We start from the raw sequence: 23,159 nt of genomic DNA on the forward strand, positions 1-23,159 counted from the left end.
AAACGAATTAAGAAAATAATTATAAAAGGATTATGGCGTCTCATTACGAAGCACCTATTAGAAGACCTTTAGTTACAGGCGAAAAATCATACCACGATGTATCTGTGGATGTAGCAAGACCTGTTGAAGGTAAAGCAAACAAATCTTGGTGGATAGTTTTTTCTATTGCACTAGTAGCTTTTCTTTGGGGAATAGGATGTATCATTTATACAATATCAACAGGTATCGGAACTTGGGGTTTAAATAAGACCGTAGGTTGGGCTTGGGATATTACCAATTTCGTTTGGTGGGTTGGTATTGGACATGCAGGAACATTAATTTCTGCTGTACTTCTATTATTCCGTCAAAAATGGAGAATGGCAATTAACCGTTCTGCAGAAGCAATGACAATTTTCTCAGTTGTTCAAGCTGGTTTATTCCCTATTATTCACATGGGTCGTCCATGGTTAGGATATTGGGTTTTACCAATACCAAATCAATTTGGCTCTCTTTGGGTAAATTTTAACTCACCATTACTTTGGGATGTATTTGCAATATCAACATATCTATCTGTATCATTAGTATTCTGGTGGACAGGATTATTACCAGATTTTGCAATGTTAAGAGATAGAGCAATCAAGCCTTTCCAAAAGAAAATATATTCATTATTAAGTTTTGGTTGGTCTGGAAGAGCAAAAGATTGGCAACGTTTTGAAGAAGTATCATTGGTACTTGCTGGTTTAGCAACACCTTTAGTACTTTCAGTACATACTATTGTATCTTTCGATTTCGCAACTTCAGTTATACCAGGATGGCATACTACTATTTTCCCTCCTTACTTTGTTGCAGGAGCCGTTTTCTCAGGATTTGCCATGGTAAACACACTTCTTATTATTATGAGAAAAGTGTGTAATCTTGAAGACTATATTACTGTGCAGCATATAGAATTAATGAACATCGTAATTATGATTACAGGTTCTATAGTAGGTGTGGCTTATATTACTGAATTATTTATTGCTTGGTATTCTGGTGTAGAATACGAACAATATGCATTCTTAAATAGAGCAACAGGACCTTATTGGTGGGCATATTGGGCTATGATGTCTTGTAACGTATTCTCTCCACAGTTTATGTGGTTTAAGAAATTAAGAACAAGTATTATGTTCTCATTCTTTATCTCAATTGTAGTAAATATTGGTATGTGGTTCGAGCGTTTTGTAATTATTGTAACATCATTACACAGAGATTACTTACCATCTTCTTGGACTATGTTCTCTCCTACATTTGTAGATATAGGTATCTTTATTGGAACTATTGGATTCTTCTTTGTGTTATTTTTATTATACGCAAGAACATTCCCAGTAATTGCTCAAGCTGAGGTGAAAACTATTTTAAAATCTTCAGGTGATAGATATAAAAAGATTAGAGAAAGAGGAGATAGTTTAGTAGGAACAGGAGTTGATGAAAGAACTTCTGGAAGCCAAGTTAACAAAACAAAAAACGACGAGTAGCATATGGAAACTTCAAAAGTAATTCACGCTATTTATACAGATGATGATGTATTAATGAATGCTGTTAAAAAAGTAAAAGCAGAGAAACATCACATTGAAGAAATATATACACCTTTTCCAGTTCACGGACTAGACAAGGCTATGGGATTAGCTCCAACACGTATTGCAATTGCATCTTTTATTTATGGATGTATAGGTTTAATTGTTTCTATTGTCATGATGGATTTTATCATGATATCTGATTGGCCTCAAAACATAGGTGGTAAACCAAGTTTTAGCTACATAGAAAACATGCCAGCATTTGTGCCAATTATGTTTGAGCTAACCGTATTCTTTGCTGCCCATTTAATGGTAATTACATTTTATTTACGCAGTAGAATGTGGCCATTTAAAAAAGCTGAAAATCCAGACCCAAGAACTACAGACGACCACTTTTTAATGGAAATTGCAGTTCATGGTAATGAAAAGGAGTTAGATAGCTTACTTAAAGAAACTGGAGCAGTAGAAATTAGATTAATTGAAAAAGAAGAAGCACATTAATATAGTAATATGAAGAGCTTAATAAAAATAACGGTTATAGGATTAGTGTTCATATCATTTGTATCTTGTATGGATGATTCAAGACCTAATTATCAATTCATGCCAAACATGTATGAATCTGTAGGTTATGAAACATATTCTGAATCTCAAGCATTTAGAAGTGGTATTGAAGCGCAATTGCCTGTAGAAGGAACTATTGCTAGAGGTTATATGCCATTTGAATATTCAAATACAATCGAAGATTTTCTATTAGCAAAAGAAAATTTAAAGAGTCCAATAGATTTAACTCAAGTTAACTTAGAAGAAGCTAAAATTCTTTATGATATTTATTGTGGCATTTGCCATGGTACAAAAGGAGATGGACAAGGACAACTTGTGAAAAGAGAAAAAATATTAGGGATACCAAGATATGATGATATAGGAAGATCTATTACAGAAGGTAGTATTTATCATTCTATTTATTATGGTAAAAATACCATGGGTTCTTATGCAAATCAACTAAGCGAAGAAGAAAGTTGGCAAGTAGTAGCTTATGTATTAGACTTAAAAGCTAAATTAGAAAAGTAAGAAAGATAAAGATTAAATATAGATATGTACACAATCTCAAATAAATTAAAGACATTTTCTATAGCCTTAATAATTTTAGGACTATTAGGTGTAGGATATGGTTTTATGACATCTCATAAATCTTTTGAAGACGTTGAAACCATGTTAGCACAAGAATCATCTCATGGTGGAGGACATGCTGAAGAAGCTACACATGAAACAGCATCACAAGATGTAGTGGCTAGTGAAGATCATGCACAAGAATCACATGGTGAAGAATCTCACGTAGATGCTCATAAAGAGCATGTAGAACATGTACAACATCAAATTGCAAATAGACCTTGGTCTGCATTATATGTAGCAGCATTTTTCTTCTTCATGATTGCACTTGGTGTATTAGCATTTTATGCTATACAGTTTGCATCTCAAGCAGGTTGGTCTCCAGTTCTGTTTAGGGTTATGGAAGGAATTACAGCTTATGTATTACCTGGAGGACTTATTGTTTTAGCTATTGCAATAGCTTCAGGAACAATTGGACACTATAACATTTTTATATGGATGGATCCAGATGTAGTTGCTCATGATAAATTATTACAAGGTAAAGCAGGTTGGTTAAATATAGGATGGTTTGCAGTAAGAGGATTAATCTTTATTGCAGGCTGGAGTATCTATAGATTCTTTGCACGTAAATTTACAATTGCTCAAGATAAATCTGATGATAACAGTAACTTTAAGAAAACCTTCCGTATTTCTGCAGCATTTTTAGTATTCTTTATTTATACAGAATCTATTATGTCTTGGGACTGGATTATGAGTGTAGATCCTCACTGGTTTAGTACTTTGTTTGGATGGTATGTTTTTGCTGGAATGGCAGTTAGTGGTATTACTGTAATTGCATTTATTTCACTCTATTTAAAATCTAGAGGATATTTAGAAGTTGTAAACGATAGTCATATTCATGATTTAGCGAAATTTATGTTTGGCTTCAGCATCTTTTGGGCTTACTTATGGTTCTCTCAATTCATGTTAATCTGGTACGCAAATATTCCAGAAGAAGTAACATATTTTGTTACTCGTATTGAAGATTATAATGGACTTTTCTTTGGAATGCTCGCGTTAAACTTAGTATTCCCATTCCTAGTCTTAATGAATAGTGATTACAAACGTATTCCTTGGTTTGTTGTTATGGCTGGAATAGTAATCTTAGTTGGTCATTATATTGATGTGTATGTTATGATTATGCCAGCAACTGTTGGAGACAGATGGGCGTTTGGAATTCCTGAAATAAGCTCTATCATGTTATTTGCTGGATTATTTTTATTTATAGTATTTACAGCTTTAACTAAAGCACCATTAGTAGTTAAAAGAAATCCGTTCTTAAAGGAAAGTGAAAATTTCCATTATTAAAAATTAATTAAAGAAGAGAAAAGACAATGACAGCTTTTTTAACAATAATAATAGTACTTTTTGTAGCTGTTGCCATATGGCAAATGGTTAAAATATTTGATTTAGCCCAGGTTGGTTCATCAAATAGCCAAATAGCAACAGATAATGATAACAAAATAAATGCATATTTAATGTTAGCTTTTTTAGCTTTCATTTATATCATTACCATTGTATGTTTTGTAAAATGGGGTGATTTACCATTAATGTCAAATTCAGCATCTGAGCATGGTTCTGAAATTGATAATTTGATGATAATTACTATGGTAATTATTTTCATTGTACAAACCGTTACACAATATTTATTACACTATTTTGCTTTTAAATATAGAGGAGAAAAAGGTAAGAAGGCTTTGTTCTATGCAGATAACAATACCTTAGAAGCCATTTGGACTATTATTCCAGTTATTGTATTGGCTGGTTTAATTATATACGGTTTATTTACTTGGACAAGTATCATGAACGTGAATGAAGATGATGATCCATTAATAATAGAATTATATGCACAACAGTTTAACTGGAAGGCTCGTTATGGTGGGAATGATAACACATTAGGTAAAGCTAATGTAAGATTAATTAACTTAGATAATGCTAACATTTTAGGTCTAGACGAATCTGACCCAAATGCACAAGATGATATAATTACTTCAGAATTACATTTACCAGTAGGTAAACCAGTCTTGTTTAAAATGCGTTCTCAAGATGTATTACACTCTGCTTATATGCCTCACTTTAGAGCGCAAATGAACTGTGTTCCTGGTATGGTTACTCAGTTTGGTTTTACACCAACTATTACCACAGCAGACATGAGACAAACACAACAAATTAAAGATAAGGTGGCTAATATTAATAATATTAGAGCTGAAAAAAGTAAAGAATTAGCAGCTAAAGGTGAAGCAGCCTTAGAACCTTACGAATTTGATTATTTGTTGTTATGTAATAAGATTTGTGGAAAATCGCATTATAATATGCAAATGAATATCATTGTTGAGACTCAAGAAGAGTACGACGCATGGATAAAAGAACAAAAAGAATTTAAAGATTCTTTAATTAAGTAATTAAGAAACGGTTTTAAAAAGTATATAATAGATTATGTCAACACACGCAGATACTCACGCACACGAAGACGATCACGGACATCATCATAAGGAAACATTCATGACTAAATATATCTTTAGTCAGGATCATAAAATGATCTCTAAACAGTATCTTATAACAGGTACTATAATGGGTGTTATTGGTGTTTTAATGTCCATAATGTTTCGTATGCAAATTGCATGGCCAGAAGAACCAAATGTATTGTTTGAAGCATTACTAGGGAAATGGGCACCAGGAGGTGTTATGGATGCAGATATTTATTTAGCATTAGTAACTATTCATGGTACCATTATGGTATTCTTTGTGTTAACAGCTGGATTGAGTGGTACTTTTAGTAACCTATTAATTCCATTGCAAATTGGAGCACGAGATATGGCATCTGGATTCCTAAATATGATTTCATATTGGTTATTCTTCCTTTCTAGTGTTATTATGATTATCTCTTTATTTGTAGAAGCTGGTCCAGCTGCTGCAGGTTGGACAATATATCCTCCTTTAAGTGCCTTACCAATGGCACAAGGTGGATCTGGAATGGGTATGACTTTATGGTTAGTATCTATGGCAATATTTATTGCTTCATCATTATTAGGATCGTTAAATTATATTGTTACCATAATAAACTTGAGAACTAAAGGAATGTCTATGACTAGACTTCCACTTACAATATGGGCGTTTTTTGTAACTGCTATTATTGGTGTAGTATCTTTTCCAGTATTATTATCTGCAGCCTTATTATTAATAATGGATAGAAGCTTTGGAACATCCTTCTTCTTGTCAGATATATTTATTCAAGGTGAAGTATTACATTATCAAGGTGGATCTCCAGTTTTATTTGAACACTTATTTTGGTTCTTAGGGCATCCAGAAGTATATATTGTAATATTACCAGCAATGGGAATAGTTTCAGAAATTATGGCATCAAATTCACGTAAACCAATTTTTGGTTATCGTGCAATGATTGCTTCAATTTTAGCCATTGCATTTTTATCGACCATTGTTTGGGGTCACCACATGTTTATCTCAGGTATGAACCCATTCTTAGGATCTGTATTTACATTTACTACCTTATTAATTGCAATACCATCTGCCGTAAAATCCTTTAACTGGATGACTACAATATGGAAAGGGAACATACAAATGAATACTGCCATGCTCTTTTCAATTGGTTTTGTGTCTACATTCATAACTGGTGGGTTGACAGGAATTATAATGGGAGACAGTGCTTTAGATATTAACATTCATGATACATATTTTATTGTTGCTCACTTTCACTTAGTAATGGGTATTTCTGCTCTTTATGGAATGTTTGCTGGAATTTATCATTGGTATCCAAGAATGTTTGGTAGAATGATGAATAAAAATCTAGGATACATCCACTTTTGGGTAACAGCAATTTGTGCTTATGGTGTATTCTTCCCTATGCATTTTATTGGAATGGCAGGATTACCAAGACGTTATTATACAAATTCAAACTTTCCATTATTTGACGATTTAGCAAATGTTAACGTAGTAATTACCGTGTTTGCAATTATTGGTGGAATATTTCAATTAGTATTTTTATACAACTTCTTTGTAAGTATTTTCTATGGAAAGAAAGCACCTCAAAACCCTTGGAGATCAACTACATTAGAATGGACAGCGCCTGTAAAACACATACATGGTAACTGGCCAGGCGAAATCCCTCATGTTTACCGTTGGGCTTACGATTATAGCAAACCAGGTCATGATGTAGATTTTGTTCCGCAAAATGTCCCTTTAAAAGAAGGCGAAGAAGAACTTCAACATTAAAAAAAATCTTTATATAATACAACAGAAGCCTTTCTAATTAGAAAGGCTTTTTGTTTATATTTGTTGAAAGTTCAGCCTGCAAGGCTTAGAAACCCTTGTAGGTTTGCATTTGCAAATATTTTATTTTAATAATTAAAGAGATTCCCATTGTTATGGGAACTGAAGATGAACGATAATCTAGATCCAACAAGTGAGAATTTTACACCAGAAGAACTGGATGTTGAAAAAAAGTTAAGACCATTATCTTTTGAAGATTTTACTGGTCAAGAGCAAGTGTTGGAAAATCTTCAAATATTTGTTCAAGCAGCAAATCAAAGAGATGAAGCTTTAGATCACACGTTATTTCATGGTCCACCTGGTTTAGGAAAAACAACGTTAGCTCATATTTTAGCAAGCGAACTAAGTGTTGGTATTAAAGTAACCTCTGGACCAGTATTAGATAAACCAGGAGATTTAGCAGGATTACTTACAAACCTTGAAGAAAGAGATGTTTTATTTATAGATGAAATACATAGATTAAGTCCTATAGTAGAAGAGTATTTATATTCAGCTATGGAAGACTACAAAATAGATATCATGATTGAGTCTGGACCAAACGCTAGAACTGTTCAGATAAACTTAAACCCTTTTACATTAGTTGGAGCAACAACCCGATCTGGATTATTAACAGCTCCAATGAGAGCCCGTTTTGGTATCCAAAGTCGACTTCAATATTATAATACAGAATTATTAACCACTATTGTTCAAAGAAGTTCAACTATTTTAAATGTACCAATCTCTATGGAAGCAGCAGTAGAAATTGCAGGTAGAAGTAGAGGAACACCTCGAATTGCAAATGCTTTGTTACGTCGCGTCCGAGACTTTGCACAAATTAAAGGAAACGGAAGTATTGATATAAAAATAGCAAGATTTTCATTAGAAGCTTTACATGTAGACGCTCATGGTTTAGATGAAATGGATAATAAGATTCTAACAACACTTATAGAAAAATTCAAAGGAGGTCCAGTTGGTATTACTACACTAGCAACTGCTGTAAGCGAAAGTGCCGAAACCATTGAAGAAGTGTACGAGCCCTTTTTAATTCAACAGGGTTTTATAATGCGTACACCTCGTGGACGTGAAGTCACAGAGTTAGCTTATAAGCATCTTGGAAAAATAAAAGGCCCAACTCAAGGAGGTTTATTTTAATATGATGCTATTATATGCAAAGTGAAGTATATCAAAAATGAACACTAAACAAAAGCATACAGAATTAATTAAGACCGAAGCCAAACGCCTCGGTTTTTTGTCTTGTGGTATTAGTAAGGCGCAATTTTTAGAAGAAGAAGCGCCACGTTTAGAGAAATGGTTAAGTAACAATATGCATGGTGAAATGCAGTATATGGAAAACCATTTTGACAAAAGATTAGACCCAACAAAACTGGTTGATAATTCTAAATCTGTAATTTCCTTATTACTTAATTATTACCCAAAAGACATTCAAAATCAAAACAGTTATAAACTGTCTAAATATGCATATGGAACAGATTATCACTTTATAATAAAAGACAAATTAAAATCATTATTAAATTATATTCAAGATGAGATTGGTGAAGTAGAAGGTCGAGCCTTTGTAGATTCTGCACCTGTTTTAGATAAAGCTTGGGCAGCAAAATCTGGATTAGGTTGGATTGGAAAGCACAGTAATTTATTGACTCAACAAGTTGGTTCTTTTTATTTTATTGCCGAATTGATAATTGATTTAGAATTGGAGCACGATTCAATTACTTCAGACCATTGTGGCACATGTACTGCATGTATTGACGCATGTCCAACCGAAGCTATTAAAGAACCTTATGTGGTAGATGGAAGTAAATGTATTTCTTATTTTACTATTGAATTGAAAGACAATCTTCCTACAGAATTTAAGGGCAAATTTGATGACTGGATGTTTGGTTGCGATGTATGTCAAGATGTATGTCCATGGAACCGTTTTTCTAAGGCTCATAATGAACCTCTATTCAATCCACATCCAGAATTGTTATCTATGACAAAAAAAGATTGGGAAGATATTACAGAAGACACTTTTAAAAAAGTATTTCAAAAATCTGCTGTCAAGCGAACAAAATATTCAGGTTTAACGCGCAATATCAAATTCTTAAAAGATTAGGCTTTAAGTTGGAGTATTACTACATTTGTTAGTTCAGTATTTTTTGAACAAAGCTTTAATTAATAGCATATATGAGCAAACAAAGTAAACGTAGAGAAGCCTTAGTGTATCATGCCAAGCCAATACCTGGTAAGATTCAAGTAGTTCCAACAAAAAAATATACAACACAAAGAGACTTGTCTTTAGCCTATTCTCCTGGAGTAGCTGAGCCTTGTTTAGAAATAGTTAAAGATGTAAATAATGTCTATAAGTATACTGCTAAAGGAAACCTGGTAGCTGTAATTTCAAATGGAACAGCAGTTTTAGGGCTTGGTAATATTGGGCCTGAAGCCTCAAAACCAGTCATGGAAGGTAAAGGTTTACTTTTTAAAATATTTGCAGATATAGATGTATTCGATATAGAAGTTGGTACTGAAAATATTGAAGAATTCATTCAAACAGTAAAAATGATTGCACCAACTTTTGGTGGAATCAATTTGGAAGATATTAAAGCTCCAGAAGCTTTCGAAATAGAAAGACGTTTAAAAGAAGAGTTAGATATTCCAGTAATGCATGACGACCAACATGGTACTGCAATTATATCTGCAGCTGCATTAATAAATGCCGTAGAGTTATCAAAAAAGAAAATTAAAGATATTAAAATAGTAGTAAGTGGAGCAGGAGCAGCAGCAATTTCTTGCACTCGTTTATACATGGCTTTAGGAGCAAATAGAAAAAATATTGTCATGCTCGATAGTCAAGGTGTAATAAGACAAGACAGAAAAGATCTTTCTGATGAAAAGGCAGAATTTGCTACACATAGAAAGATAGACACACTAGATGAAGCCATGAAAAAAGCAGATGTGTTTATCGGGCTTTCTAAGGCAGATATTGTCTCTCCAGAGATGCTAAAATCAATGGCAAAGAATCCCATAGTTTTTGCTATGGCAAACCCAAACCCAGAAATAGAATACGATTTAGCAATTGCAACTAGAAAGGATATTATTATGGCAACTGGACGTTCAGACCATCCTAATCAAGTAAATAATGTTCTTGGATTTCCGTTTATTTTTAGAGGAGCTTTAGATGTTAGAGCAACAAAAATAAACGAAGAAATGAAAATGGCAGCAGTAAAAGCTTTGGCTAAATTAGCTAAAGAGCCTGTTCCAGAACAAGTGAATATTGCTTATGGAGAAACAAGATTAACATTTGGAAAAGAATATATAATTCCAAAACCATTCGATCCAAGATTAATTGCCGAAGTGCCTCCTGCAGTTGCAAAAGCAGCTATGGAAAGTGGTGTAGCTAAAGAGCCAATTGAAAATTGGGAAAAATATAAAGATGAACTTCTTGAACGTTTAGGTTCAGATAATAAAATAGTTAGACTTTTAATTAATAGAGCTAAATTAAATCCAAAACGAGTGGTTTTTGCTGAAGCAGATCATCTAGATGTTTTAAAAGCTGCTCAAATTGTTTATGATGAAGGTATTGCAATCCCTATTCTGTTAGGAAGAAGAAAAACAATCGAAAAATTAAAAGAGGAAATTGAATTTGATGCAGATGTAGAAATAATAGACCCAAAATCAGACGAAGAAGAGGCTAGAAAAAACAACTATGCTAAAGTGTATTGGGAGCAACGTAAGCGTAGAGGTGTGACTTTATATTCTGCTCAAAATATCATGCGAGAACGAAATTATTATGCAGCCATGATGGTGAATGAAGGAGATGCTGATGCTATGATTTCTGGTTTTTCAAGATCGTATCCTTCAGTTGTAAAACCTGTACTCGAACTAATAGGTTTAGCACCAGATTCAACTAGAATAGCTACCACAAATATTATGATGACAAAACGTGGACCAATGTTTTTAAGCGATACAGCCATTAATATAAACCCAACTGCCGAAGATTTAACAAAAATTGCTCAAATGACGGCTGGTGTAGTAAAAATGTTTGGCATGGAACCAGTTATGGCTATGATTTCCTATTCTAATTTTGGATCATCAAAAAACCAAACAGCAACAAAAGTTCGTGAAGCAGTAAATTATTTGCACAATAGACATCCTAATTTATTAGTTGATGGGGAACTTCAAGCAGATTTTGCTTTAAATAGCGAGATGCTTCAAGACATTTTCCCTTTTTCTAAATTAGCTGGAAAAAAAGTAAATACACTTATTTTTCCAAATCTTGAATCGGCAAATATTACTTATAAACTTTTAAAAGAACTTAATAATTCAGATTCTATTGGGCCTATAATGATGGGACTAAGAAAACCTGTTCATATTTTACAATTAGATGCAAGTGTAGACGAAATTGTTAACATGACTGCCATTGCAGTAATAGATGCACAACAGAAAGAAAAAAAAAGAACTTGAAATTAAAGAAGTATTAGAAAAATAAACGGCTTTATAATGCGAATAATTTTATTACATTTGAGAGTTTATTAAAGTTTTGTTAATGATTACACATATTCAAGGGAAACTTGTTGAGAAAAATCCAACTGATGTTGTTATAGATTGTAATGGTGTTGGCTATTTATTAAACATATCTTTACATACATTCTCTCAAATTCCAAATCAAGAAAACTTAAAATTATTTACCCATCTTCAAGTAAAGGAAGATTCACATACCTTGTTTGGTTTTTCATCTTTAGCAGAAAGAGAAATATTTAGGCTGTTAATCTCAGTAAGTGGTGTTGGAGCTAGTATAGCTAGAACTATGTTGTCTTCTTTAACACCAAAACAAGTTAGAGAGGGAATTGCTATTGGAGATGTAGCATTAATTCAATCTATAAAAGGTATTGGAGCAAAGACAGCTCAACGAGTAATTCTGGATTTAAAAGATAAAATTTTGAAAGTTTACGATATTGACGAACTTTCAACTCAAAAAAGCAATACTAATAAAGATGAAGCGTTATCTGCTTTAGATGTTCTTGGATTTAATAAAAAACAATCCGAACGTGTTGTAGATAAAATTATAACAAATCAGCCAAACGCAAGTGTAGAGGAAATTATTAAAGGGGCTTTAAAAAATTTATAAAAATTTGAGTACAACCAACCATACTTATTCAATAAAAACTAAACATTATATATTATTAGGCTTTTTTATGCTTTTTAGTATATATTCCTTTTCTCAGGTTACACCAACAGAACAAGATTCTACAAGTACAGGATATGCATTAGGAAATATAAATATGCCTAATCCAAATAGCATTGAATCTAAATACACATACGATCCTCTAACAGACAGATATATTTACACAGAAACTGTTGGTAATTTTAATATTAATTACCCAATTATTTTAACTCCAGAAGAATTTAGAGAATTAGTAATCCAAGAAAATTTAAAAGAATATTATAAGCAAAAAATTGATGCTTACGATGGGAAGAAGGAAGGGTCTGAAGAAGAACAAAAAAATCTACTTCCTGAATTCTATGTAAGATCTGGATTTTTTGAAACTATTTTTGGAAGTAATACCATTAATGTAGTGCCTCAAGGATCTGTTGAAATAGATTTAGGGGTTTTATTTACCAAACAAGATAATCCAACATATTCTCCACAAAACAGAAGTAATTTTACTTTCGATTTTGATCAACGTATTAGTTTAAGTTTATTGGGTAAAGTTGGTACTAGATTGCAGGTAACAGCAAATTACGATACAGAATCTACTTTCGACTTTCAAAATTTAATTAAATTAGAATATACACCTACAGAAGACGATATAATTCAGAAAATTGAAGTTGGTAATGTTAGTATGCCATTAAATAGTTCGTTAATTACTGGAGCTCAAAGTTTATTTGGTGTTAAAGCAGAGTTGCAGTTTGGAAAAACAACTGTTACAGGAGTTTTTTCTGAACAAAAATCAGATAGAACTACTGTAGTTGCCCAAGGAGGAGGAACACTTGAAGAATTCGATTTTTTTGCAAGAGAATACGATGAAAACAGACATTACTTCTTAGCACATTACTTTAGAGATAATTATGATAGGACATTAGAGAATTATCCTTTTATAAATTCTAATGTTCAAATTACTAGAATAGAAGTTTGGGTAACAAACAGAAGTAATAGTACAGAAAACGTAAGAAATGTTGTTGGTTTACAGGATTTAGGTGAATCTAATCCAGATCCAAACCAAAACAATATGGTATTGCAACCAATACCTCCTGGATTTATTAATGCAGGTCCAAATGCATTTCCAGATAATGGAAATAACGACTTCGATCCAACACAAATTGGCTCTGGATCTGTGTTAACAGAGTTAATTAGAGATATTGCAACTGTACAACAAGGTTTTGGATCAGTATCAAACTCTGTAAGTGAAGGTTCAGATTATGCGAAATTAGAAAATGCAAGAAAATTACAACAAGGGCAAGAATATACTTTAGATACACAATTAGGTTTTATTTCCTTAAACCAAAGATTAAATAACGACGAAGTTCTTGCTGTTGCATTTCAATATACAGTTGGAGGACAAGTTTATCAAGTAGGTGAATTTGCAAACGATGGGCTAGATGCAACAGGTGTTACTACAGATCCTGGAGGAATAACCACAGTTACCAATAACAATTTAATTTTAAAACTTTTAAAAAGCCCAATTACAAATGTAGATCAACCTATTTGGGACTTAATGATGAAAAACATCTATAACACTGGTGCTTATCAATTAAGTCAGGAAGATTTTAAATTAAATATATTCTATAATGAAGCATCTCCATTAAATTTTATTTCACCAGTAGATGGAAATTCCTTTGGTGTAGATATTAATGGAAATCCAGTAGGACCTTCTACGCCTCCTGAAGATTTAATTCAGAATACAACCTTATTAAGGTTGTTTAATTTAGATAGATTAAATTTTAATGGAGATCCACAAACTAATGGTGATGGATTTTTCGATTTTGTTCCAGGAATTACAGTTATTCCACAAAATGGGAAGATAATTTTCACAAAGGCAGAACCATTTGGAGAATACTTATTCGACAAATTAGCTCTTGGAGGAGAAGACTATAATAATGATTTGACTTATAACGAGAATCAGAATAAATATGTTTACGATATTCTCTATAAGCAAACTAAAACGGCAGCTTTAGAGGCAGCAGATAAAAATAAATTCAAAATTAAAGGGCGTTACAAATCTTCAGGAGGAGATGGTATTCCAATTGGAGCATTTAATGTGCCAAGAGGTTCCGTTCAAGTAACTGCTGGAGGTCGTGTTTTAGTAGAAGGTATAGATTATACAGTTAATTATCAACAAGGAACTGTTCAAATTCTTGACGAAGCTTTAAAAGCTTCAAATACACCAATACAAGTAACTACAGAAAATAATGCAGTATTTGGCCAACAAACTAAGCGCTTTACAGGTATTAATGTAGAACATCAGTTTAACGAAAACTTTGTATTAGGTGCAACATGGTTGCATTTAAGCGAAAGACCTATTACTCAAAAAGCCAACTACGATCAAGAACCAATTAACAATCACATTTTTGGAATTCATGGAAACTATTCTACAGAAGTTCCATTTTTTACTAGATTAGTAAATAAATTACCAAATATAGATACAGATGCACCATCCAATCTCTCAGTTAGAGGTGAATTCGCTTATTTAACTCCAGGATCTCCTAAAGGAACAGAGTTTAATGGTGAAGCTACTTCTTATATAGATGATTTTGAAGGTTCTCAAAACGCTATCGATTTAAAATCACCACAGTCATGGTTCATTTCCAGTCGACCTCGTGGAATAAATTCAAATAACGATGATGTTAATGGAATAGAGCAAGGTTACGATCGTGCATTGTTAAATTGGTATAATATTGATCCTATTTTTTATGGGAGCCAAAGTCCTAGTGGAATAACAGACGATGATATTTCAGATTTATATACAAGTCGTGTTTTTATTCAAGAATTATTTCCAAATCAAGATGTAGCTCAAGGACAAACAACAGTTGTTAATACATTAGATTTAACTTACTATCCAACAGAAAGAGGACCTTACAATTTTCAAACAACCAATGTAGATCCATCAACAAATACGCTTACTTCCCCTCAAAATAGTTGGGCAGGAATTACAAGACAATTAACATCAACAGATTTTGAACAAGCAAATGTAGAATACATTGAATTCTGGTTACAAGATCCATATCAAGAAAATTCTGCAAATCCAGGAGGGAAATTGGTTTTTAACCTTGGTAACATTTCAGAGGATGTTATTAAAGATGGAAGAAAATTATATGAAAACGGGTTGCCTGCAGATGGTAATGTAATAGGTGTATTACCTACATCTCCTTCTTGGGAAACTGTTTATCCTCAAAACCAATCTTTAATTTATGCATTCGATACTACAGGAGACCAACGTACCAATCAGGATGTTGGTTATGATGGATATAACGATGCAGAAGAAGCACAAATTTTTACAGATTATTCAGGATTAGCAGATCCTTCAAACGATAACTATACGTATTTCTTAAATGCAGAAGGAGATATTTTTGAACGCTATAAACGTTATAATGGTCTTCAAGGTAACTCGCCAGATACATTTTCAGATACAGATCGTGGTTCAACAACGCAACCAGATGTAGAAGATATTAATCGTGATAATACTATGAATACGATTGATAGTTATTACGAATATGAATTAGATTTAACACCTGCAACATTAAACGAAAACAATCCATATATAGTAGATATAAAAGATGATGAGGTAAGAGAATTACCTAATGGACAAACGGTTAACCCTAGATGGATTCAATTTAGAATTCCTGTAAGCGAATTCACCAATGCTGTTGGAGGTATATCAGATTTAAGATCTATACGTTTTACACGTATGTACTTAAAAGAGTTTTCAGAAAAAACAGTATTTCGTTTTGGGACATTAGATCTAGTTAGAAGTGATTGGAGAAGATACACACTTTCTTTAGATGAAGATGGTGGTGACCCTAATTTAGATAATACAGAGTTTAGCGTTGGAGTTATTGGAACTATAGAAAATGATGGTACTTACATTTCGCCTCCAGGAGTGGAGCCAGAAGAGTTTTATAATAATAACACAGTAATTCGTCAAAACGAGCAATCTCTTGTATTAGATGTTTGCGATTTAGAACCACAAGATGGTAGAGCTGTCTATAAAAACATTAATATAGATATGCGTCAGTATAATAACTTACGAATGTTTATACATGCCGAAGAAGGAGATATTCCTGGGCTGAATGATGAAGATTTAGTAGGTTTTATTAGAATGGGTAACGATTTAACTCAAAACTATTACCAAATAGAAGTACCTTTAAAAGTTAGTGAAGGCACCTCGCAAGAGCTTTTATGGCCAACAGAAAACGAAATTAATTTACCGTTAGAATTACTTCAGGATATAAAATCTGAAGGAATTAGTAATGGAACCATTAGCAATCCAGATCCAACATTTTACGATGTAATTGATGGCGTTTTAAGTGAAAACCCTGTACCAGAATACTCGCCTTATACATTAGGGCAACAGCGTATTGCTATTATTGGTAACCCAAATTTTGGTGATGTTAGAACTTTAATGATAGGTGTTAAGAATGCAGCTGCAACAGATAAATGTGCTGTATTGTGGTTTAACGAACTTCGTCTATCTGATATGGATAATGAAGGTGGTTGGGCTGCTATTTTAAGTGTAGATACTAATTTTGCCGATTTTGCAAACGTAAGTGCAACTGGTAGAAAAAGTACAACAGGATTTGGTTCAATAGAACAAGGACCAAACGAGAGAAGTAGAGAAGATGTAGAACAATACGATGTTGTTACGAATGTTAATATAGGACAGTTGTTACCAAAAAAATGGGGAATCCAAATTCCATTTAATTATGGTCAAGGTGAAGAATTAATTACACCAAAATTCGATGAGTATTATAAAGATTTAACTTTAGAATCTAGAATTGACGCAGCAGATACAAATGAGGAAAAAGATAAAGTTAGAGAACAATCTGAAAATTATACCAAAAGAAGAAGCATTAACTTTATTGGAGTAAGAAAATTAAAAACCAATGAATCTAAACCACATTTTTACGATGTAGAAAATTTAACGTTTAACTATTCATACAATAAAATTAAACATAGAGATTTTGAAATAGAAAACTCTGTAGATCAAACAATAAGAGCTGGAGTAAACTATGCATATAATTTTCAGCCATTAACTATAGAACCATTTAAGAAAAATGATTCATTATTTACAAGCGAATATTTAAAACTATTAAAAGATTTTAATTTCAATCCTCTACCTTCTAGTTTTACAGTTAATACAAATATTAACCGACAATACAATCAACAAAAATTTAGAGAAATAGATTTAGTAGGTGATAATATTGGTCTGGATGAGTTTTACAAGAGAAATTATACTTTCGACTATCAATACACAATTAATTACAACTTAACCAAATCATTACAATTAAATCTAACAGCTTCAAATAATAACATTGTGCGAAATTATTTTCAAGATGGTATTATTAATGGAGAACAAGATCCTACGTTAAATGTTTGGGATGGTTTCTTTGATTTTGGCGATCCCAATAGACAGTTTCAACAATTAGGAATTAATTATGATATTCCGTTAAATAAAATTCCAGTCTTTAGTTTTGTTGATGCTGCCTACTCATATAGTGGCGATTTTCAATGGCAAAAAGGATCAGATTTATTTGGCGATTTAGAAATTGATGGTGTAACATACGATCTAGGAAACACTGTTTCTAATGCTAATAGACATAATATTAACACGACCTTTAATATGAATAAGTTCTATAATTATATAGGGCTTAAAAAGAAAACAGTTAGAAGAACACCAACACCTGCTGCTAGACCAGATAGTAAAGAAGATTCAGATAAAGGAGCAACAGACAAACCTGCAAAAGCTAAAAATGGAGGGCAAAAATTAGCAAATGTTGGTATTGATATATTAACGAGTGTTAAAAGAATTCAATTTAATTATGCTGAAACTAATGGTACATATTTACCAGGATATCTAAGAACTCCAGGGTTTATTGGAACTTTAAAACCAACAGTTGGATTTACTTTTGGTAGCCAAAGAGATGTAAGAGATCTTGCAGCTAGAAAAGGTTGGTTAACTGTTTATCCAGATTTTAATGAACAATACACAGCAGTTAAAACACAACAACTAGATTATACTGCTAATATTGAGCCATTAAATGATTTAAAAATTGATTTAGTAGGTTCTAGAATATATGCTGAAAGTTATACCGAAAATTATAGAATTAACGACTATGGTAATGGATATGAATATGAATCTCTAACTCCAAATACATTTGGTAATTTTAGTATTTCTACCATATTAATTAAAACAGCATTTAGCAAAAGCGACGAAACCCAATCAGCTGCATTCGATGATTTTAGAGCAAACAGATTAGAAATTGCAAACAGATTAGCTGAAGATCATTATGGAAATACAACTTATCCTGTAGATGCTGATGGCTATCCTGTTGGTTATGGTAAAAATAATCAAGCTGTGTTATTACCATCTTTCTTAGCGGCATATAAAGGTAAAGAGTCAAATGGTATTTCATTGTCAGCCATAAGCGATTTTCCAATTCCAAATTGGGATTTAAAATATACAGGATTAATGAATTTAAAGTGGTTTAAAAAACGATTTAAACGATTTTCTTTAATCCATGGTTATCGTGCTAATTATACCATCAACCAATTTAGAACTAATTTAGATTATGATCCACTAGATCCAGAAGAACTAGATCAAGGAGGTAATTTTAAAAACGAAACCATATATAGTAATGTTAACCTAACAGAAATGTTTAGTCCTTTAATTCGAATAGATATGGAGATGAAAAACTCTGTAAAAATTCTAGCCGAAATTAAAAAAGACAGACTTCTATCTTTAAGTTTTGATAATAATTTAATGACAGAAATTCAAGGGAATGAATATATTATTGGCTTAGGTTATAGAATTAAAGATGTAAGAATTAAATCTAAATTGGCAGGTCCAACAAAAAGAATTGTTAGCGATTTAAATATGAAAGCAGATTTAGCCTACCGAAGAAACGAAACAATAATTAGGTATCTAGATCTTGAAAACAATCAAATTACTTCAGGACAAACAATTTGGTCTGGAAAATTTACAGCAGATTATTCATTTAGTAAAAATCTAACAGGAATATTCTATTTCGATTATATGTTTTCAGAATATGCTATCTCAACTGCATACCCTCAAACTACCATTCGTTCAGGAATTACTTTAAGATATAATTTTGGTAATTAATAAAATCTGTTTGATATTAAAAATTGAATAAATACATTTGCGAAAATAAATACATATTATAATGAATATTCCATCAAATTTAAAGTACACAAAAGATCACGAATGGATTAAAATAGAAGGAGATATTGCTACTATTGGTATCACAGATTTTGCTCAAGGAGAGTTGGGAGATATAGTTTATGTAGAAGTAGAAACTCTAGACGAAACCTTAGATGCTGAAGAGATTTTTGGTACTGTTGAGGCAGTTAAAACAGTTTCAGACTTATTTCTACCACTTTCAGGAGAGATTATAGAGTTTAACGAATCTCTTGAAGACGAACCAGAAAAAGTAAATAGTGATCCTTATGGAGAGGGTTGGATGATTAAATTGAAATGTTCTGACCTTTCACAAGTAGACAATTTAATGTCTTCAGAAGATTATAAAGCGTTAATTGGTGCTTAAAACTAAGGCATTATTTTTTTCAACACTATATACAATAACGCTTACATTTGTAAGCTTAATAACCTTGGATTTAGATGATGTTGAAGAAATAATACCATCTTATAGCGATAAAATATTTCATTTATTAGCTTATTTGTTATTTGCATGGCTTTGGTTTAACACCTTTTTTTATAGATATAAATACAATAAAAATCAAAGTATTATTCGAAGCATTATTGTTTCGTCGCTTTTTGGTATAATTATTGAAGTCTTACAACTTGTAATAACAACATCAAGAAATTTCGATGTCCTAGATATTGTAGCAAATATTTTTGGTGTGTTAATTGCAGCTATTTTAATAAACAACTATATTAAAATAGAAGTTAAAAAATATTAATCGTTTGCTTAATTGCCAAATAATTGGTTATTTTAGCATTCAGGAAAATTAAAAAATCATGGAACAAAAGAAGAATCCTCAAGCTAACGTAGGTAGAAACAGTGGTCTGTATTTTGCAGTTGGTTTAGTATTAATGTTATTTATTACTAATTATGCAATAAATTATAAGACTTATGATAAGTCTGCAATAGATATTGGATTATTAAATCTTGATGAAGAATTAGAGGAAGATGTTCCAATTACAGAACAATTACAAACACCTCCACCACCTCCACCACCTCCAGCAGCTCCAGAAGTAATAGAAGTTGTTGAAGATGAAGAAGAAGTTGAAGAAACTGTAATTGAATCTACAGAAACTAACCAAGAAGAAGAAATTGTTGAAGTAGAAGAAGTAGAAGTAGTAGAAGTAGAAGAAGACCTAGAAGTTCCTTTTGCTGTTATTGAAAATGTGCCTGTATTTCCAGGTTGCGAAAGTGGTAATAACGAAGCAAAAAAGGCATGTATGAATGAGAAAATTAGCAAATTTGTTGCTAAAAAGTTCGATACAGATTTAGCAGGAGATTTAGGATTAAGTGGAGTTCAAAAAATTAGCGTGTTTTTTAAAATAGATAAAACAGGAGAAATTGTAGATGTTAAAGCAAGAGCTCCACACCCAAGATTGGAACAAGAAGCTATTAGAGTTATAGGCATGTTACCAAAAATGAAACCAGGAAAACAAAGAGGAAAAGCCGTAAGAGTACCTTACTACTTACCTATTAAATTCCAAGTGCAAAACTAAAAATTTAGTGTATTTAAATTAATATAAAATCCTGTTACAATTACTGTAACAGGATTTCTTTTTTTAAACCATCATTATTAAAAAAATAGTATCTTTCTGCTCAATTTAATAAATACACTTAATATTTGATATGAAGAAGCTTTTCGTAATTATTTTTTTATTTATTACGTTTCATTTTAACGCTCAAAACGATTTCTTATACGAAAAACCCCCTGTATTTTCTGAGTGTGAAAATGTAGAGATTGAACTTTTACAGAAGTGTTTTGATAATCAAATTTTCTCGCATGTGTTTAACACCTTTAAAGTTCCTGAAATAGTTTCTAATGAAAACTATAAAGGAGATGTGGTAGTGCTTTTTGAAGTAGATAAAGATGGGGATTTTCGCGTTATTTATGTTGATGCTGTTTACGATGAATTAAAAGATGAAGCTAAACGTGTTTTTGCAGAACTTCCAAAGATTAAACCTGGAACTAATAATGGAAGACCTACTTACAAACAATATTCTATTCCAATTAAAATACCATTAGTTAACCAAGCAGTAGCAACAAAAGATTTATCGAAAGATGAAGATGTTACTTTAGACAAGGAGCTAACAGAATTAGAAAATGCTGCTAAAAAAGAATATGATAGCGTGAACATGAAACTGGTTCCATTTTCAAATAAAGAATATAAGAGTCAGCTAAACATACCTTTTACTCACAGTTATTATGCAAAATTTGATAGAAGCATTAATTTAGTTGGAACGAATAGTCATACAGCATCTAAACCATATATGTATGAAGATATTTCTAATTACTACGATTTTCAAGCAGAGATAGATACTTTATTAAAAGACACAAAAACCTTTGCTGGAAGAAAACTCTGGAACGAAAGATTGGTTAGAGTAGAAGGTAAAGATTATTGGTTTACTATCGATCCTATTTTCGATTTTGAAGTTGGTAAAGATACCGAAGCAGATTTTTCAAGCACTTATAATAATACGAGAGGAATTAATATTCAGGGAGGTTTTGGTAAAAAATTTAGTTTTTACACATCGTTTTTTGAAAGCCAAGGTCGTTTTGCACAATATTATAATCAATATGCAGAATCAATTAAAGCAGCAGACGAAGTAGCCATTATTCCTGGTCGTGGTATCGCAAAAGACTTTAAAGATAATGGTTACGATTATCCAGTTGCTGAAGCTTATTTATCTTATACTCCTTTTAAGTTTCTTAATGTCCAGTTTGGGCAAGGTAAAAACTTTATTGGAGATGGTTATCGTTCTCTTTTTATTAGTGATGTAGCAACACCTCATCCATTTTTAAAACTAAACACTACTTTTTGGAAAATAAAGTATACAAGTACTTGGATGTGGTTAAGAGATGTTAGACCAGAAGTTGAGGTAGATGGAGCTTATTTGCCAAAATATATGGCAACCCATTTTTTAAGTTGGAATGTATCTAAACGTTTAAATATAGGACTTTTTGAATCAGTAATTTGGACTAACTCCAATAACAGAGGATTTGATGTTAGTTATTTAAATCCAATTATCTTCTTTAGAGCTATTGAATTTGAAACAGGTCAGGACGCTGGAAATGCATTATTAGGTTTATCTGGAAAATACAAGTTAAACGATAACATGAATGTCTATGGGCAATTTATAATCGACGAATTTTCAACAAGCGATGTTACTGGAGGAGAAAAAAGCTGGAAAAATAAGTTTGGATATCAATTAGGCTTTAAATATTATAATGCATTTAAAGTGAAAAATTTAATGCTTCAAACGGAATATAATAGAGTAAGGCCTTATACATATTCTCACAACAATGTAGTATTAAATTATGGGCAAAGTAATCAATCTATGGCACATCTTTGGGGTTCAAATTTTAGTGAGTTTGTTCTTATTGGTCGCTATCATTACAAACGTTGGTTTGGAAATGCCCAATTAGTATTGGGAACTAGAGGTTTGGATTTTGATAATGGTACAGATAATTACAGTTATGGTGGAGATATCTATAGAGATTACAACGAAAGACCTTACGATAATGGAGTAACAGTTGGGCAAGGAAATAAAACAACTTCAGTTTTTGCAAATCTACAAGCAGGATATGTTATTAATCCTGCTACTAACTTAAAAATATTTACAGATATTACTTTCAGAGATTATAATCCTGAAGTCCAAACAGCAAATGCTATAAACAGCAATACAGTTTGGTTTAATATTGGAATTAGAACAGACCTATTTAATTGGTATTTTGATTTGTAGAATTAACTTTTCAAAGTATCTTTGCAAACGCAAATCAAA

15 protein-coding genes are annotated in these 23,159 nt (G+C 32.0%); all 15 read left to right on the forward strand.

The features are described from left to right. Positions 1-32 precede the first annotated feature (32 nt). A complete protein-coding gene (gene nrfD, locus LX78_RS02950) occupies positions 33-1,490 on the forward strand; it encodes an NrfD/PsrC family molybdoenzyme membrane anchor subunit (protein WP_109681137.1) in 1,458 nt (485 codons plus the stop codon). A gap of 3 nt (positions 1,491-1,493) precedes the next feature. Further along, positions 1,494-2,030 carry a DUF3341 domain-containing protein gene (locus LX78_RS02955; RefSeq protein ID WP_109681138.1) on the forward strand — a complete coding sequence of 179 codons (537 nt, stop codon included), beginning with the start codon at positions 1,494-1,496 and terminating at the stop codon, positions 2,028-2,030. Between the two features lie 9 nt (positions 2,031-2,039). Continuing rightward, positions 2,040-2,597 carry a c-type cytochrome gene (locus LX78_RS02960; protein WP_170109787.1) on the forward strand — a complete coding sequence of 186 codons (558 nt, stop codon included), beginning with the start codon at positions 2,040-2,042 and terminating at the stop codon, positions 2,595-2,597. 24 nt (positions 2,598-2,621) lie between these two features. Next, positions 2,622-3,983, forward strand: coding sequence for a quinol:cytochrome C oxidoreductase (locus tag LX78_RS02965; protein ID WP_109681139.1), 1,362 nt, complete (start codon positions 2,622-2,624; stop codon positions 3,981-3,983). Between the two features lie 26 nt (positions 3,984-4,009). Next, a complete protein-coding gene (locus tag LX78_RS02970) occupies positions 4,010-5,077 on the forward strand; it encodes a cytochrome c oxidase subunit II (protein WP_109681140.1) in 1,068 nt (355 codons plus the stop codon). Between the two features lie 34 nt (positions 5,078-5,111). After that, positions 5,112-6,905, forward strand: coding sequence for a cytochrome c oxidase subunit I (locus LX78_RS02975; RefSeq protein ID WP_109681141.1), 1,794 nt, complete (start codon positions 5,112-5,114; stop codon positions 6,903-6,905). A gap of 165 nt (positions 6,906-7,070) precedes the next feature. Beyond that, positions 7,071-8,093 (forward strand): Holliday junction branch migration DNA helicase RuvB, encoded by a 1,023-nt coding sequence (ruvB, locus tag LX78_RS02980; protein ID WP_109681142.1) that lies wholly within the window; start codon positions 7,071-7,073, stop codon positions 8,091-8,093. A gap of 37 nt (positions 8,094-8,130) precedes the next feature. Further along, positions 8,131-9,054, forward strand: a complete 924-nt coding sequence (gene queG / locus LX78_RS02985) for a tRNA epoxyqueuosine(34) reductase QueG (RefSeq protein ID WP_109681143.1) — start codon at positions 8,131-8,133, stop codon at positions 9,052-9,054. Positions 9,055-9,125: 71 nt separating this feature from the next. Next, positions 9,126-11,405, forward strand: coding sequence for an NADP-dependent malic enzyme (locus LX78_RS02990; protein ID WP_109681144.1), 2,280 nt, complete (start codon positions 9,126-9,128; stop codon positions 11,403-11,405). An 82-nt stretch (positions 11,406-11,487) separates the two neighbouring features. Beyond that, positions 11,488-12,069 (forward strand): Holliday junction branch migration protein RuvA, encoded by a 582-nt coding sequence (gene ruvA, locus LX78_RS02995; protein WP_109681145.1) that lies wholly within the window; start codon positions 11,488-11,490, stop codon positions 12,067-12,069. A 4-nt stretch (positions 12,070-12,073) separates the two neighbouring features. Beyond that, positions 12,074-19,279 (forward strand): T9SS outer membrane translocon Sov/SprA, encoded by a 7,206-nt coding sequence (gene sov / locus LX78_RS03000; protein ID WP_408068255.1) that lies wholly within the window; start codon positions 12,074-12,076, stop codon positions 19,277-19,279. 61 nt (positions 19,280-19,340) lie between these two features. Next, a complete protein-coding gene (gcvH, locus tag LX78_RS03005; protein ID WP_109681146.1) occupies positions 19,341-19,721 on the forward strand; it encodes a glycine cleavage system protein GcvH in 381 nt (126 codons plus the stop codon). A 64-nt stretch (positions 19,722-19,785) separates the two neighbouring features. Then, complete coding sequence (locus LX78_RS03010) at positions 19,786-20,097, forward strand: VanZ family protein (protein ID WP_170109788.1); 312 nt, start codon at positions 19,786-19,788, stop codon at positions 20,095-20,097. Between the two features lie 58 nt (positions 20,098-20,155). Next, positions 20,156-20,875: an energy transducer TonB gene (locus tag LX78_RS03015; RefSeq protein ID WP_109681148.1), complete on the forward strand. Its 720-nt coding sequence runs from the start codon at positions 20,156-20,158 to the stop codon at positions 20,873-20,875. Positions 20,876-21,005: 130 nt separating this feature from the next. After that, positions 21,006-23,120, forward strand: a complete 2,115-nt coding sequence (locus LX78_RS03020; RefSeq protein ID WP_109681149.1) for an energy transducer TonB — start codon at positions 21,006-21,008, stop codon at positions 23,118-23,120. Positions 23,121-23,159 lie beyond the last annotated feature (39 nt).

The sequence above is a fragment of the Xanthomarina spongicola genome, from assembly GCF_003148645.1.
In the GTDB taxonomy this organism is placed as follows: Bacteria; Bacteroidota; Bacteroidia; order Flavobacteriales; family Flavobacteriaceae; genus Xanthomarina; species Xanthomarina spongicola.